This window comes from Arthrobacter sp. M2012083 (assembly GCF_000281065.1).
In the GTDB taxonomy this organism is placed as follows: domain Bacteria; phylum Actinomycetota; class Actinomycetes; order Actinomycetales; family Micrococcaceae; genus Arthrobacter.
The window spans coordinates 1-15,526 of the sequence record NZ_AKKK01000066.1; the positions used below are offsets into that span (position 1 = coordinate 1).

Genomic DNA, 15,526 nt, shown 5'->3' on the forward strand with positions numbered 1-15,526 from the left:
CCGCGGAACTTTGATGGCCCCCGTCGTGACAACGATGAGCGCCGGTCCTTCGGCGGCGACCGTGACCGCAAGCCTTTCGGCGACCGCGGTGACCGTCCGGCTCGCGATGGTGAGCGTCGTCCCTTCAACAACGACCGTGGCGACCGTAAGCCCTTCGGTGATCGTCCCGAGCGTGGACCGCGGAACTTTGATGGCCCCCGTCGTGACAACGATGAGCGCCGGTCCTTCGGCGGCGACCGTGACCGCAAGCCTTTCGGCGACCGTGGCGACCGTAAGCCCTTCGGTGATCGTCCTGAGCGCGGCGGTTCGTGGGAAGAACGTCCTGCCCGGGTCCCCAATGCCAAGGACATCCGCAGCGCCAACCGTCCGGACCGCGAACGCTCTCCCGAGATTGACGAGGACGTCACTGGCAAGGAACTGGACCGCGCCACTGGCCACCAGATCAAGACCCTTGAGGAGCAGAGCGCCGGGTGGGTCGCAAAGCACCTGGTCATGGCTGGCCGCCTGATCGACATTGAACCCGAGCTCGCATTCCAGCACGCCTTGGCTGCAAGCCGCCGCGGCGGTCGCCTCTCTGCAGTGCGTGAAGCGGTTGGCCTGACTGCATACGCTGCCGGCCACTACGGTGAGGCGCTGCGTGAATTCCGTACGTACCGCCGCATCAGTGGATCCAACGTGCATTTGCCGGTGATGGCTGACTGCGAGCGTGGCCTTGGCCGCCCCGATCGCGCCCTTGACATGGTGCGCTCTCCCGAAGCCCAGGATCTTGACGCTCCGGGCAAGGTTGAGCTCGCCATCGTGGCTTCTGGTGCGCGTGCTGACCTCAAGCAGTTTGATGCGGCCGTCAGCGAGCTTGAGATCCCGCAACTGGACATCAACCGGGCCTTCTCATACAGCCCGCGCCTCTTCCGTGCATACGCTGAAGCTCTCAGCGCGGTGGGTCGCACCGAGGAAGCGGATAAGTGGGCACGACAGGCCCTCGTTGCTGAGAACGCTTTGGGTGTGGGCGACTTCGCTGAGCCCGAGATTCTGGACCTTGGCTGGGACGAGCAGGAAGAAGCAGCTGCGCGTAAGCCGCGCTTCGAGAAGCCTGCCCCGGACGCCGACGTCGTGAAGGCTGAAACGGAGACGGTGCTTGTTGAGGCCGCAGCCGCTGATGTCGAGCATGACGACGTTGAGCTTGACGATGTCGAGTCGGATTACTTCGAATCTGATGACGCTGAATCGGATATCGATTCAGCGGAAGACGACGCAGAAGCAAAAGACGACGACACCGAGAACGAGGGCTCCGACTCCCAGCATGGCTGATTCACTGATCTCATCGTTTGATGCTGTCCTTTCAGACCTGGACGGAGTGGTCTATGCAGGACCGCACGCCATCCCCGGGGCTGTGGAGTCATTGCAGCGTCTCGAAACCGTAGGCGTCGGCCTGGGCTACGTGACAAACAACGCCTCCCGCACCCCGGCCCAGGTCGCGGCGCATCTGCGTGAGCTCGGTGCGCCGGCGGAGGACCACCAAGTGGTCAGCTCCTCCCAGGCAGCAGGGGAGCTTCTGGCTTCCATGCTGCCTGCGGGGGCGCATGTCCTCATCACCGGCAGCGCGGCACTGGCACATGAGATCGAATTGGTGGGACTCAAGCCGGTGCATAGTGCTGCCGAATCACCGGTTGCGGTGGTCCAGGGTTTCAACCCGGAGATTGGGTGGAAGGATCTGGCGGAGGCGTCATATGTCGTAGCGGGGGGAGCCATGTGGTTTGCCACCAACACGGACATGTCCATCCCGCAGGCCCGGGGCATGGCACCGGGTAATGGAACGCTGGTTGCCGCGGTGGCGGCTGCCACGGGCAAGACGCCTTTGGTGGCCGGCAAGCCCGAAGCCCCTCTTTTCCACGCTGCGGCAAAACGGCTACACGCTGATCGTCCGCTGGTTGTAGGCGACCGTTTGGACACAGACATCCTGGGTGGCAACCGTGCAGGATTTGCGACGGCGGCCGTCCTCACCGGTGTGGACACCACCCACACCATCATTGCTGCGCGGACTGATGAACGTCCGGATTACCTACTGGCAGACTTGGAAGGCCTCTACGCACCGTATCCGGAGATTGGCAGCGACGGCGGCACGTTCCGTTGCGGTTCTGCCACTGCGGTTGCCGGGGACGGGTCCGTCACTGTGAATGGCCTTGAGAGCGACCTCGATGCGTGGCGCGCCGCATGCGCTGCCTGGTGGGCAGCGGTTCCGGACACGGACGTGGCATATGCGCCGCGGCTGGAATGGCGAAATCACTAGACTGGTGCGATGACCGAGCCCCAACACTCCGAGCCCCAACACTCAGAACATGCTGGACCGGAGCGAGCTGCGGTCCAGTGGCCTGACGCTGCACGTCCCACAGGCGATCCTCTGGTGGACAGCGCCCTCGGCCTGCTGGGCGACGTCGCGGATTCGCCTGTGCCGGACCACGGGGAGCTTTACGCCGCCGTCCATGACGCTTTGTTGGAAGCCTTGGACGCCGAACCTGGGCTTCCGGCAGTCCCTAAAAGCACCCCCAGCGATCCCCGCCCGGAAGGCGACAGCTAACGCATGCCAAGACTTGATCAGGAACTCGTCACCCGTGGGCTGGCGAGGTCCCGTACCCATGCCGCCAAGCTCATCAGTGACGGCAAGGTCAGCTCGGGCGGTAACGTCCTCATCAAAGCCGCCCACCAAGTGGATGCTACGACAGAGTTGGATGTCGAGTCCCACCTGGAGGACATCTACGTCAGCCGCGCCGGGCATAAGTTGGCCGGCGCGCTGAAGGCGTTTCCCGCCGTCGTGGTTTCCGGGAAGCGGTGCCTCGACGCCGGAGCCTCCACGGGTGGTTTCACCGACGTCCTGCTGCGGCAGGGTGCCTCCACAGTAGTGGCGGTGGACGTGGGGCACGGCCAACTGGTCAGGCACCTTCGGGAGGATCCCAAGGTGGAGGTTCACGAAGGCCTCAACGTCAGATACATGACTCCGGAGCAGATTGGCGGCCCGGCGCAGCTGACGGTGGCTGACTTGTCCTTCATCTCGTTGACGCTGGTCCTGTGGCCGCTTGCGCAGTGCACCGAGCCGGGCGGCGATTTAGTCCTTATGGTCAAACCGCAGTTTGAAGTTGGCAAAGAGCGTCTGAGCCGAACCGGAGTGGTGTCCTCAGAGAATGAACGACGGCGGGCGGTCGCCCAAGTGGCCCGCGCAGCAGTGGATGCCGGCCTTGAACTTCGAGACCTGGCAGCCAGTCCGCTTCCCGGGCAGGACGGAAATGTTGAATACTTCCTGTGGATGACGCGCAGTATGTCCTCGGTGTTGCCTAAGATCGAAGAGCGGGACGAGGACGTTGCTGCATTGATCATGAAACTCTGGCCGAACCACTAGAAAGCAGATTCGATGAGCAGGCGTGTACTTGTCCTTGCCCACACTGGGCGGGAGGAATCGCTCCGCGCAGCGTGGGATGCCTGTACGCAACTGCATGCCTCTGGCCTGGTTCCCGTGCTGCAGAAGTCCGAACTCGCAGACATCGAACGATTCTTTGGTGCCCTCGACACGCCCATCGAGATCCTCAACGATCACGTCAATCTGGAAGACGTGGAACTGGTGATGGTCTTGGGCGGCGATGGCACCATCCTCCGCGCAGCTGAGCTGGTCCGTGAAGTCGACGTCCCGTTGCTGGGGGTCAACCTGGGTCACGTGGGTTTCCTCGCGGAGAGTGAACGGGCCGATCTGGCACAGACCGTGGAGTGGATAGCCAGCCGCCAATACACGGTGGAAGAACGCATGACCATCGATGTGCAGGTGTGGGTCAAGGGCCAAAAGATTTGGCACACGTGGGCTTTGAACGAGGCTGCCATTGAGAAGGCCAACCGCGAACGCATGTTGGAAGTGGTCACCGAGGTTGACGAGCGTCCTTTGACGTCGTTCGGCTGTGATGGCGTTGTCCTGGCGACGCCCACTGGTTCCACGGCCTACGCTTTTTCTTCAGGTGGCCCCGTTGTGTGGCCTGAGGTTGAGGCTTTGGTCATCGTTCCGATCAGTGCGCACGCACTTTTCGCCAAGCCTCTGGTGGTGTCACCCCGTTCCAAGTTGGCGGTCGAAATCATGAACCGGACAGACGCCTTGGGGGTCCTCTGGTGCGATGGCCGACGGTCGGTGGACCTCCCGCCCGGAGCGCGTGTGGAAGTAACGCGCTCGGCAACCCCGGTGCGGCTGGCGCGGACGCACAAGACGCCGTTCTCAGCCCGGCTTGTCCGCAAGTTCCAGCTTCCCATCCACGGCTGGCGCGGCCCGGCCCCTCGGAGCGGCGAAGTGCACACCGGACCCATCCCTGTCATCCGCACACTGTCACCGGCACCGTTGCCCAGCCCCCGGGACTCCGGAACGTCCCCGGACCTGGGGCACGGTGAGCCATCAGACCCCACGAATGCGAAGTGAAACATGCTCGAAGAACTCCGAATCCGTGACCTCGGCGTCATAACCGACGCCGCCCTGCCGCTGGGGCCCGGCCTCAGCGTCGTCACCGGCGAAACCGGTGCGGGCAAGACCATGGTGGTGACCGCCGTCGGACTCCTTCTTGGCGCACGTTCGGACGCCGGTGCTGTTCGGAGTGGAGCCAAATCCGCCTCGGCGGAGGCCGTACTGAAGCTGCATCCGGCTCATAGTGCGGTGGAACGCGCCAAGGAAGCCGGCGGGGAGGCGGAAGAGTTCGACGGCGTTGCTGAGCTCCTGCTGGCCCGCACCGTAGGTGCCGACGGCCGTAGCCGGGCTTATGTTGGCGGACGTGCGGCACCGGTGGGCGTTTTGGCTGAGTTGGGCGAGAGCCTGGTGGTGGTCCACGGCCAGTCGGACCAGATCCGGCTCAAGAGCGCCACCGCACAGCGCCACGCCTTGGACAGGTTTGCCGGAGCACCTCTCGCCAAGACGCTGGGGGAGTATCAGGAACTGTTCAACCACTGGAAGGCCATCCAGTCCGAACTCGAAACCCTGCGCAGCGAAGCCCGCGAGCGTTTGCGGGAGGCTGAATCCCTGGACGCAGCCCTCAAGGAAATCGATGAGGTGGATCCACAGCCCGGCGAGGACGAGACACTCAAGGCCGAGGCCGTCAAACTGGCCAACGTGGAAGAACTCCGTTTGGCGGCCGCCGCGGCCCATGAGTCGCTCATTGCCGAAGAATTCGGAGACGCCGGGGATGCAACCACCATGGTGGATGCGGCCAAACGGACATTGGAGCACGTGGCGGAGCACGACGAGGAACTCCGTTCCGCAGCAACCCGGCTTGCCGAGGTGGGCTTCCTCCTCAATGACATCGCCGCCGAGTTGTCCAGCTACCAGGCAGCGCTGGATACTGAAGGCCCCGAACGGCTCTCCGAAATCGAGGAACGCCGCGCTGCCCTTGCGAAGCTGATCCGAAAGTACGCACCGAGCATTGATGAAGTGCTTGACTGGGCAGCTGCAGCGAGGACACGCCTGGACGAGTTGCAGGATGACTCCAGCCGTATCGAGTCCTTGGACGCTGAGGTGGGTTCTGCGGAGGCCGCCCTGCGCAAGCTGGCCGCTGCCATCACCAAAGCCCGCCTCAAAGCTTCCAAGGACCTCTCAGCCAGGGTCAGCGCCGAGCTGAAGGCCCTGGCCATGGCGGATGCAACATTGGTCATCGAGGTGGACGGCACCGGCGCGTTGGGCCCGTGGGGCACCGACGAGATCGCCTTCCTCCTCCAACCTCACTCAGGCGCTCCGGCGCGGCCACTGGGCAAGGGTGCCTCCGGCGGTGAACTGTCCAGGGTGATGTTGGCAATCGAGGTAGTACTTGCCGCTGTGGATCCCGTCCCCACGTTCGTCTTTGATGAGGTGGACGCTGGCGTGGGTGGGCGTGCCGCCGTCGAAATCGGCCGGAGGCTGGCCATGCTAGCCCGGCACGTCCAGGTCCTGGTGGTGACACACCTGCCCCAGGTAGCGGCATTCGCCGATCAACATATCCGCGTGACCAAAACTTCCGTGCGTGGCGCTGATGGGAAGACCACCACGGGCTTCACGTCCAGCGACGTGCAGCTTCTTAGCGACGACGAGCGGGTCAAGGAGCTTGCCCGCATGCTGGCCGGTCAAGAGGATTCCGAGAGTGCACAGGCGCATGCCCAGGAATTGTTGGACGACGCGAAACTACTGCCGCAGCGCGCCTAGTGTTGCGGGCGGGTTGAGAGCCGAAGGCTAGTGCGAGCACAATCACACCGGTGCACTTAATCCCGCCCGGGTCTTGCTTGGAATGCGGCGGTGAGCAACTATTGACCATTTGGGGAATCCGAACGGACGCTTGGAAGGCGTAATTGATGATAAGCTCGAATTCCGTGGTGCAGCGATCAAATTCCCGTGTAAATTCCCGGTTCCCGGGCTCGTCCAAGACGACCAAACACATCTTCGTCACCGGTGGTGTGGCGTCCTCGCTCGGTAAGGGTCTGACGGCTTCCAGCCTCGGTCACCTGCTGCGGGCACGTGGTTTGTCTGTAACTATGCAGAAGCTCGATCCCTATCTGAACGTGGATCCGGGCACGATGAACCCCTTCCAGCACGGCGAAGTTTTCGTGACTGATGACGGCGCCGAAACAGACCTCGACATCGGACACTACGAGCGCTTCCTCGATGAAAACCTCGAAGGTTCGGCCAACGTCACAACGGGCCAGATCTACTCCACAGTCATCGCCAAGGAACGTCGCGGCGAATACCTCGGAGATACCGTACAGGTCATTCCCCACATCACCGACGAAATCAAGCGCCGCATGCGCCTGCCCGCCGAAGGCAAGAATGCTCCGGACGTCATCATCACCGAAATCGGTGGCACCGTGGGCGACATCGAATCGCAGCCGTTCCTTGAGTCTGCACGCCAGGTTCGCCAGGACGTGGGCCGCAACAATGTCTTCTTCCTGCATGTTTCACTGGTGCCGTACATCGGTCCTTCCCAGGAACTAAAGACCAAGCCCACCCAGCACTCCGTGGCTGCACTCCGCTCCATTGGTATCCAGCCTGAAGCAATCGTGATCCGCTCGGACCGCGAGGTGCCCGATGCCATGCGTGAGAAGATCGGCCGTATGTGCGACGTCGACATCGACGCCGTGGTTAATGCCGCTGACGCTCCCAGCATTTACGACATCCCGAAGACCCTGCACTCGCAGGGTTTGGACTCCTACATCGTCCGTGCATTGGATCTGCCGTTCAAGGACGTTGACTGGAGCAAGTGGGACAAGCTGCTTGAAGCTGTTCACAACCCCAAGCACGAGGTCGAGGTTGCCCTTGTGGGCAAGTACATCGACCTCCCGGACGCCTACCTTTCGGTCACCGAGGCTCTCCGCGCCGGTGGTTTTGCCAACGAAGCCAAGGTCAAGATCCGCTGGGTCCCCTCGGACGAATGTGAAACCCTGGCAGGCGCCACCAAGGCCTTGGCTGGCGTAGACGCCATTTGCGTTCCCGGCGGCTTCGGTATCCGCGGCCTCGAAGGCAAGCTTGGCGCTTTGAAGTTCGCCCGTGAAACCAAGCTCCCGGTCCTGGGCCTGTGCCTGGGCCTGCAGTGCATGGTGATCGAGTACGCCCGCAACGTGGTTGGCCTTGAAGGTGCTTCCTCCAGCGAGTTCGAGCCCGACTCGAAGTACCCGGTTATTGCCACCATGGAAGAGCAGTTGGACATCGTGGAAGGCAAGGGAGACCTCGGCGGCACCATGCGCCTTGGCCTCTACGAAGCCAAGCTGGACGAAGGCTCGGTCATTGCCGAAACCTACGGCACCACCACCGTCAGCGAACGGCACCGCCACCGCTACGAGGTCAACAACAAGTACCGCGACCAGATCGCTGCCGAGGGCTTGGTGTTCTCCGGTACTTCCCCTGACGGCAAGCTTGTGGAATATGTGGAGCTTCCCCGCGAAGTCCACCCGTACTACGTGGCAACGCAGGCGCACCCGGAGCTCAGCTCCCGCCCCACGCGCCCCCACCCGCTGTTCGCAGGTTTGGTCAAGGCTGCCCTGGAGCGTCGTGAAGGTGCGCCCGTGGCCACCAAGACCGGTGCCCGCACGGTAGCTGCCAAGTAAACGCAATTACTAACGAAGGACGGCGCGATGCCCGGTATTTCTGAAACCCCCCGCATATCAAGGCAGGTTTCGGACATGCCGAGCCCGCGCCGTCTTTTGTCTACCAGCAAGGTATACGAAGGCCGCATTTGGGACGTTGTCAGCGATTCGTTCCAACTCAGCGACGGTACGGATACCTTGGTTCGTGACTACATTGACCACCCCGGTGCAGTAGCGGTGCTACCCATGAACGTAGACGGCGAGATTCTGCTGCTGAAGCAGTACCGGCATCCGGTGGCCATGGATCTGTGGGAGATTCCCGCTGGACTGCTGGACGTCGAAGGCGAGGACTTCGTGGTGGGCGCGGCGCGGGAACTGGCGGAGGAAGCCGACCTGGTTGCGGCTACGTGGAATGTCCTTGTGGACTTTTTCAACTCGCCGGGTTCCTCCAGCGAGGCGGTCCGAATCTACTTGGCTCGAGGCCTCAGTGACGTTCCCTTGGCGGACCGGCATGTCCGCACCGATGAAGAAGCAGAAATTGAACTCCACTGGGTGCCGCTCGACGACGCCGTTAAAGCCGTGCTGGAAGGCCGGCTGCATAATCCGTCAGCGGTGCTGGGGATCCTTGCGGCCGCTGCCGCGAAGGCTGATGGCTTCACCAGTCTTCGTCCAGCCAATGCGCCTTGGCCGGCTCACCCAAGCCAGCGCTGAGCATGGCTGAGGCCGCCGCTCGTACCGTCAATGGCGTTGACCGTGCAGTAACCGACTATCTGCAGCACGTCGGCGTGGAGCGCGGCTTGGCGGCGAACACGCTGTCCGCGTACCGCAGGGACCTCGCCCGGTATTCGAATTTCCTCGCCGCGCAAGGAGTGGATCAGCCAGGAAACATCACACGGCATCACGTGACGGGTTTCGTGCAGGCCTTGTCCGACGGTTCCGACGGCGCCGCCGCGCTGGGGGTCCGCTCCGCTGCACGCACAGTGGTAGCTGTGCGTGGCCTCCACAAGTTTTGGGCGCTGGAAGGAACCACGACGGCGGACCCAGCCAGCGATGTCCACCCACCAATGCCGGGCAAGCGGCTTCCAAAAGCCATCAGCGTCGGCGAAGTGACGCGCATCCTGGAAGCTGCCGGCTCAGATAGCGCTACCGGTCTGCGAGACCGTGCACTGCTTGAATTCCTGTACTCCACGGGTGCCCGCATCAGCGAGGCCGTGGGGTTGGACGTCGATGACGTCTCCCTCGAAGACACCGGCGGTGACCCTGCCATCGTGCGGTTGTTCGGCAAGGGTTCCAAGGAACGCTTGGTGCCCCTGGGCTCTTACGGCGCCCGCGCCGTCGGAGCCTATGTTGTCCGCGGTAGGCCGTTGCTGGCGTCCAAGGGCAAAGGTTCCCCGGCGCTGTTCCTCAACGCCAGGGGTGGCCGGATCAGCAGGCAGAGTGCGTGGACCATACTCAAGACCGCCGCCGAGAAGGCCAATATCACCAAAGATGTCTCGCCACACACGCTGCGCCACTCCTTCGCCACCCACCTCCTCGAGGGTGGGGCCGACGTCAGGGTGGTACAGGAACTGCTGGGGCACGCGTCCGTGACCACCACCCAGGTCTATACGCTGGTCACCGCAGACACGTTGCGTGAGGTCTACGCAGCGGCGCATCCCAGGGCGCTCGGATAGCCCAGGCGTTTGATGAGTGCCCGGATTACTCGAGCACGTTCAGCGTCAGCTCCACGGCGTCGACGAACAGCGCCAGCAGCGAGGTCCCCAAGCCAGCTACCAGCAAGAGCCCTGGGTGGGCCAGCCCTACCACCACGCGCTTGAGTCGGGGGCGTCCGCGGAGGAATTTCTTGGGCACGCGTGTCTTCAGTGGTATCTGACGCCAGCCTCGCAGCCGCCGCAGGAACCACGCACAGCGGACGATGAACGCCATCCACAGGATGGAGAGCACCAGCGGAACCGCGGCCAGCATGAGATTGAAGCCCAGTGCTGTGACTTCCTTTTCTGAATCGCCGATCACGGACTGGATGGTGGTGGAGATGGAGGCACTCATCACCACTGAGGCCGCCCAAACCATGAATGCTGCCACTAGTGCAAGGAAGCGGACAAAGAAGTGGCCCAAGACGGTCGCATCGACTGCCCTGAGGTGGCTTCGCGGCGTGGCATGCAGCACCACCAGCGTAGAGATCAAGGTGGGTAGCGCGGCCACGAGGACCAGCAGGTACCAGGTCCATCCGGCCAGGTCCACCACTTCGTCCAAAACGATCAGCCCGGCCCAAACCACCGTCCAGGCCCACCCAGCATAGAGGGGGTGTGCCACGAGCCAACGGGGCAACCAAGCGTCCCGTTCAGGTTTAGCTTTGGGGACGGTCTCTCCTGCCCCCGAACCGTCCTTGGGCGCTGGTTCTCCAACGCCGTCGACGGCTGCCACTTGGGCTCGCCCATTGCCCCCACCTTCAGTCATGGGCTCACTGTAGCAATGGCGGCAGCGGCAGGGGAGGTCAGGTTAAGGTAGGCAGCATGACTGCAGCCCATGTGACCTTGTGCTTCCTCCTCCGCCCCGGCGCGGACGGCGAACATGTCCTTCTCGGGACCAAGAAGACAGGTTTCGGCCGTGGCAAGGTCGTGGGGGTTGGCGGGCACGTTGAACCGGGGGAGACTGCCTCCCAGGCTGCGTGCCGTGAGGTCATGGAAGAGATCAACGTGGTGGTTCACGCGAAAGACCTGATTCCGGCTGGGACTGTCTATTTCGAGTTTCCTGCGAGGCCGGAGTGGAACATGGCCACCACTGTGTTCCTGACGCGCGAGTGGGAGGGGGAGCCATCGGAAAGCGACGAGATCGCCCCTGCATGGTTCCCCGTGGCGCAATTGCCGGTCGAACGGATGTGGGCTGATGCGGAACACTGGTTGCCGGCCATGATTTCCGGCCAGCGCATCGCCGTAAGGGTGGCCTTGGCGGCAGACAACGAGAATGTGGCCGACGTCCACACCATGGATTGGGTGGATCCTCAGCGGTCGCAGTAGCAGGTACGACGCCGGGCCCGTCACCTTTCGGTGACCGGCCCGGCGTCGTACTTTTCACCGAAATTCGGGACGCGTCAGGGGACGTGCCGCTCTTCAGGCCCGTTGTATTCGCTCAGCGGACGGATCAGGGAGTTGGCGGCCACCTGCTCCATGATGTGGGCGGTCCAACCGGTGATGCGGCTGGCGACGAACAACGGGGTGAACGTGGGGGTGTCGAAGCCCATGAGGTGGTACGTGGGGCCGGCCGGGTAGTCGAGGTTGGGCTTGATGGCTTTGGCCTCGTCCATGGCCTGCTCCAACCCGTTGTAGAGACCCAGGAGCTCAGGCCGGCCGTAGTGGGCGATCATCTTGTCCAGCGCGGCTTTCATGGTGGGTACCCGGGAGTCACCGTGCTTGTAGACGCGGTGTCCGAAGCCCATGACTTTCTTCTTCTGCGCCAAAGCGTCTTCCATCCAAGCACGGGCGCGGGTGGCGGCTTCCTCGAGGGATTCTTCGCTACGGATGCCGATCTCGTCGAACGTGTGCATCACGGCTTCGTTGGCGCCACCGTGCAGCGGGCCCTTGAGGGCGCCGATCGCGGCGGTCACCGCTGAGTGGAGGTCCGACAACGTGGACGTGACCACGCGGGCGGTGAAGGTGGAGGCATTGAAGGAATGCTCCGCGTACAGGATCATCGAGACGTTGAACGCCTCCACCACCTCGGGGACCTGCTCTTCGCCGAAGGTCATCCAGAGGAAGTTGGCGGAGTAGTCCAGGTCTTCACGCGGTTCAACAGGTTCCTGCCCGTGGCGGCGGCGCTGGTCGTAGGCAACCACGGCGGGCATGGCCGCCCAGAGGTCGATTGCCTTTTTCATGTTCGCTTCGGGCGAGGAGTCCTCGGCCAGCTCGTGCCGGGCACCGAGCACGGATGCCGCCGTGCGGCAGACATCCATGGGGTGCGCCGTAGTGGGCAACGTATCCACTACCGACTTCACCACTGGGTCCAGGGCACGGCCTGCGCGTTCGCGGGCTGTGAACCCGGCGAGCTGCGCTTCGTCGGGCAATTCGCCGTTCCACAGCAGGTACGCGACTTCTTCGAAGCTGCACTTTGCGGCCAGTTCCTGGACCGGGTACCCGCGGTACAGGAGCGAGTTGGTGTCCGGGTTGACCTTCGAGACGGCGGTGTAGTCCACCACGACGCCGGCAAGGCCTTTTTTGATGTCTTCAGCAGCCATGCTGAACTCCTTCGTTCATAGTGCAAGCGGCCCGGAAGCCCCGGGCTGCCTGCTTTCCCCTGTATGAATCCCGGGACCTAGCGAATGCCAGGAACCTGGAAGTTGAATACGCCGGTATCGAATTGGTTGTATGCCTCGTAGTCGACGAGTTCGTAGAGGCGCGCACGCGTGAGCATGTTTTCCACCTGCGCTTCTTGGGTCCCCGCAGCCTTAATCGATTCCAGAGTACGCTCTGCAGCGCCCATGGCAATGCGGAGGAGGGTGACGGGGTAGATGACCATGTTCACGCCGACGCCCTGGAGTTGGTCCACGGTGAAGAGCTCGCTTTTGCCGAACTCGGTCATGTTGGCCAGGACGGGCACGTTCACTGCGTCGCGAATGGCTTGGAACTCGCTCAAATCACGCATGGCTTCGGGGAAGATCGCGTCCGCCCCGGCGTCCACGAGGGCACGGGCCCGGTCTTGTGCGGCTTGGATTCCCTCGACGGCGCGGATGTCGGTGCGGGCCATGATGAGGAAGTTCGGGTCCCGGCGGGCGTCTGCTGCGGCGCGGATGCGTTTGGTGGCGGTGTCGATGTCCACCACGTTCTTGCCGTCCAGGTGGCCGCAGCGTTTCGGGTTGAACTGGTCCTCGATGTGGCAGCCGGCCAGGCCCGCGTTTTCGAGTTCCTGGATGGTCCGGGCCACGTTCATGGGCTCGCCAAAGCCGGTGTCCGCGTCCACCAGGGAGGGCAGGTCCGTCATCCGTGCGATCTGCCCTGCCCGGGTGGCCACCTCGGTGAGGGTGGTCAGGCCGATATCGGGCAAGCCGAGGTCGTTGGCCAGGACCGCGCCGGAGATGTAGACCCCGGCGAAGCCTTTCTCCTCGATCAGCCGGGCCGAGAGGGGGTTGAACGCGCCCGGGAACTGCTGCACCGTGCCGGAGGCCAGCAGCTCCCGGAGCTTGAGCCGTTTCTGTTCGGGGGTGACTTTGGAATACAGCATTTAGAACAATCCCTTGGGTGCGTTGGTGAGGTCGATCACGCCGGGTGCTGCGGTGATGTTCAGTTGGTCCAGTTCGCCGGGGCCGAGTTCGGTGACGCGTTCGACGGCGGCGAGGAACCTTTCGATTTCGGCTTCCTCCACCAAACCAGCAGCAAGAGTCCGGAACTTGTTGATGTACTGCTCGCGGGCGAACGGCCGGGCACCGAGGGGGTGGGCATCGGCCACGGCGATCTCATCGGTGATCACCGATCCATCCGTGAGCGTGATGACAACACTGCCGCCGAAGGCCTTCTCCGCGATGTCCAGGGAGTGGTACCGGCGGGTCCATTCCGGGTCTTCCACCGTGGTGACCTTGTGCCACAGTTCCACGGTGTCAGGGCGGGCGGCGCGTTCGGGGGCGTAGGAATCCACGTGGTGCCACGCGCCGTCCTGCAGGGCGACGGTGAAGATGTACGGGATGGAGTGGTCCAGGGTTTCGCGGGACGCGGTGGGGGAGTACTTCTGGGGGTCGTTCGCGCCGGAACCGATGACGTAGTGGGTGTGGTGGCTGGTCTTGATCAGCACGGATTCCACGTTGGCGGGATCGGTGGTTTCGGGGTGCTCGCGGTTGAGTTTGCGGGCGAGGTCGATCCATGCCTGGGCCTGGTATTCAGCGGAGTGTTCCTTGGTGTAGGTGTCCAGGATGGCGCGCTTGGCTTCACCGGGCAGCGGCAACGGAACCTCATAGGAGGCGTCCGGGCCGTCCAGCATCCAGGCGATCACGCCGTCTTCGCCTTCGTAGATCGGCACGGGGGAAGTCTGGCCACGCATGGAACGGTCCACGGCTTCGACGGCCATCTTGCCCGCGAAGGCCGGGGCGTGGGCCTTCCACGTAGAGATCTCGCCCTTACGGGACTGCCGGGTGGCGGTGGTGGTGTGCAGGGCCTGGCCCACGGACTGGAAAATGGTTTCGACGTCCAGGCCGAGCAGCGTGCCGATGCCGGCTGCGGCCGAGGGGCCGAGGTGGGCGACGTGGTCGATCTTGTGCTTGTGCAGGCAGATGGCCTTGACCAGGTTCACCTGGATCTCGTAGCCGGTGGCGATGGCCCGGACCAGGTCGGCGCCGTTGGAGCCAACGTGCTGGGCCACGGCAAGGATCGGCGGGATGTTGTCCCCGGGGTGGGAGTAATCCGCTGCCAGGAACGTATCGTGGTAATCGAGTTCGCGCACGGCCACACCGTTGGCCCAGGCGGCCCACTCGGGGGAGACCTGCTCGCCGATGCCGAACACGTGGGCGCCCTTGCCGTTGGCGGACGGGGCGTGGGTCAGTGCCTGCGCGCGGGCGGCGACGATTGGCGCGCGGTTCAGCGAGGCGATAGCCACCGAAGCATTATCGATGATCCGGTTAATCACCATGTCGGTGACCTCGGGGGTTACCTCGACGGTGTCCGCGGCGACCACAGCGATCTTATGCGCCAACTGCTCCTCGCGCGGGAGGTTCTCCTCGGACTTGTAAACGCGGACGTGATGGTTCTTAACCATGGTGCTCCTTCTGGTGGGACGTTCTACCGTGCCGTGTGGGTGGCTTTGACGTGGGTCAGGCTGCGGTGCAGGTGGACTGTGGTGGCCGCTTCGGCCAGCCGCGGGTTGCCCGCCGCGATGGCTTCGGCAATCGCCGCGTGCTCGGCAGCGGCCGCGTGGAGCCGGGCGGCGTCATCGGCGGCCAAGCGGCGGACCCGGACCAGATGGACGCGCAGGCTGCGCATGGCATTGGCCAGGTAGGAATTGGAGACCGCTGCATCGATGGCGTCATCCAGCCGGCTTACCAGGGCGTAGTACTCGTGGCGTGCGGGATCCTGGTCCCGAAGTAGTTCAGGTGCCAGCAACAGTTGGGCATGCAGCTCAGCGAAAACACCGGGCTCGCCGCGCTGGGCAGCGAGGGCAGCGGCGCGCACCTCCAGGGTTTCGCGCAATTCGAACAGTTCGTCGATGCTGTCCAGCGAGATATCGGTCACGACGACACCGCGGCCGCCTGCCGCCGTCGTCAATCCCTCAGCGGCCAGCCGGCCCAGCGCCTCCCGGACCGGGGTCCGGGACACGCCGAGGCGTTCGGACTGCTCCACTTCCGCGAGGACCGTTCCCGGCCGCAGCCGCCACTCAATGATGTCTTCACGGAGGACGTTGTAGGCCCGATCACTGGCGCGCATGCCCTCAGTGTATACATAAAGTGCCTACTGAACCACTAGGAGGGGACAATTTTCCCATAATGTATACA

Annotated in this window: 14 protein-coding genes and 1 pseudogene; 10 read left to right on the forward strand and 5 right to left on the reverse strand. The window is 63.6% G+C overall.

The window, feature by feature from the left end; genetic code table 11:
- The 9 genes and pseudogenes from A477_RS23150 to xerD form a co-directional block, all read left to right on the forward strand.
- A pseudogene (locus A477_RS23150) lies at positions 1–1,308 on the forward strand (hypothetical protein); the annotation flags it as partial.
- Complete coding sequence (locus A477_RS0120825; protein ID WP_017200786.1) at positions 1,301–2,287, forward strand: HAD-IIA family hydrolase; 987 nt, start codon at positions 1,301–1,303, stop codon at positions 2,285–2,287. The pseudogene A477_RS23150 and the gene A477_RS0120825, both read left to right, overlap by 8 nt.
- A gap of 9 nt (positions 2,288–2,296) precedes the next feature.
- The gene (locus A477_RS0120830) at positions 2,297–2,575 is read left to right on the forward strand and encodes a hypothetical protein (protein WP_017200787.1); all 279 of its coding nucleotides are present in this window, start codon (positions 2,297–2,299) and stop codon (positions 2,573–2,575) included.
- Positions 2,576–2,578: 3 nt separating this feature from the next.
- Positions 2,579–3,391: a TlyA family RNA methyltransferase gene (locus A477_RS0120835; RefSeq protein ID WP_017200788.1), complete on the forward strand. Its 813-nt coding sequence runs from the start codon at positions 2,579–2,581 to the stop codon at positions 3,389–3,391.
- A 12-nt stretch (positions 3,392–3,403) separates the two neighbouring features.
- Complete coding sequence (locus A477_RS0120840; protein ID WP_017200789.1) at positions 3,404–4,444, forward strand: NAD kinase; 1,041 nt, start codon at positions 3,404–3,406, stop codon at positions 4,442–4,444.
- Positions 4,445–4,447: 3 nt separating this feature from the next.
- On the forward strand, positions 4,448–6,187 hold the full coding sequence (gene recN, locus A477_RS0120845; RefSeq protein WP_017200790.1) for a DNA repair protein RecN: 1,740 nt from the start codon (positions 4,448–4,450) through the stop codon (positions 6,185–6,187).
- Positions 6,188–6,333: 146 nt separating this feature from the next.
- Positions 6,334–8,079, forward strand: a complete 1,746-nt coding sequence (gene pyrG / locus A477_RS0120850; RefSeq protein ID WP_017200791.1) for a CTP synthase — start codon at positions 6,334–6,336, stop codon at positions 8,077–8,079.
- 27 nt (positions 8,080–8,106) lie between these two features.
- Entirely contained in the window at positions 8,107–8,769 is a 663-nt protein-coding gene (locus A477_RS0120855) for an NUDIX domain-containing protein (protein ID WP_017200792.1), read from the forward strand.
- A gap of 2 nt (positions 8,770–8,771) precedes the next feature.
- Complete coding sequence (xerD, locus tag A477_RS0120860) at positions 8,772–9,731, forward strand: site-specific tyrosine recombinase XerD (RefSeq protein ID WP_044569417.1); 960 nt, start codon at positions 8,772–8,774, stop codon at positions 9,729–9,731.
- A gap of 25 nt (positions 9,732–9,756) precedes the next feature.
- Here the strand turns inward: xerD and A477_RS0120865 are convergent, their stop codons facing one another.
- A complete protein-coding gene (locus tag A477_RS0120865; protein ID WP_017200794.1) occupies positions 9,757–10,515 on the reverse strand; it encodes a hypothetical protein in 759 nt (252 codons plus the stop codon).
- A 56-nt stretch (positions 10,516–10,571) separates the two neighbouring features.
- On the opposite strand from A477_RS0120865, the gene A477_RS0120870 reads away from it, so the two are divergent.
- The gene (locus A477_RS0120870; protein WP_017200795.1) at positions 10,572–11,075 is read left to right on the forward strand and encodes an 8-oxo-dGTP diphosphatase; all 504 of its coding nucleotides are present in this window, start codon (positions 10,572–10,574) and stop codon (positions 11,073–11,075) included.
- Positions 11,076–11,149: 74 nt separating this feature from the next.
- Here A477_RS0120870 and A477_RS0120875 read toward each other — a convergent pair whose 3' ends face one another.
- The 4 genes from A477_RS0120875 to A477_RS0120890 all read right to left on the reverse strand — a co-directional run bounded on the left by A477_RS0120875 (position 11,150) and on the right by A477_RS0120890 (position 15,458).
- Positions 11,150–12,289 (reverse strand): bifunctional 2-methylcitrate synthase/citrate synthase, encoded by a 1,140-nt coding sequence (locus A477_RS0120875; protein ID WP_017200796.1) that lies wholly within the window; start codon positions 12,287–12,289, stop codon positions 11,150–11,152.
- A 77-nt stretch (positions 12,290–12,366) separates the two neighbouring features.
- Positions 12,367–13,272, reverse strand: a complete 906-nt coding sequence (gene prpB, locus A477_RS0120880) for a methylisocitrate lyase (RefSeq protein WP_017200797.1) — start codon at positions 13,270–13,272, stop codon at positions 12,367–12,369.
- Positions 13,273–14,793, reverse strand: a complete 1,521-nt coding sequence (locus A477_RS0120885; RefSeq protein ID WP_017200798.1) for an MmgE/PrpD family protein — start codon at positions 14,791–14,793, stop codon at positions 13,273–13,275. It abuts the gene before it with no gap.
- Between the two features lie 23 nt (positions 14,794–14,816).
- Complete coding sequence (locus A477_RS0120890) at positions 14,817–15,458, reverse strand: GntR family transcriptional regulator (RefSeq protein WP_017200799.1); 642 nt, start codon at positions 15,456–15,458, stop codon at positions 14,817–14,819.
- Positions 15,459–15,526 lie beyond the last annotated feature (68 nt).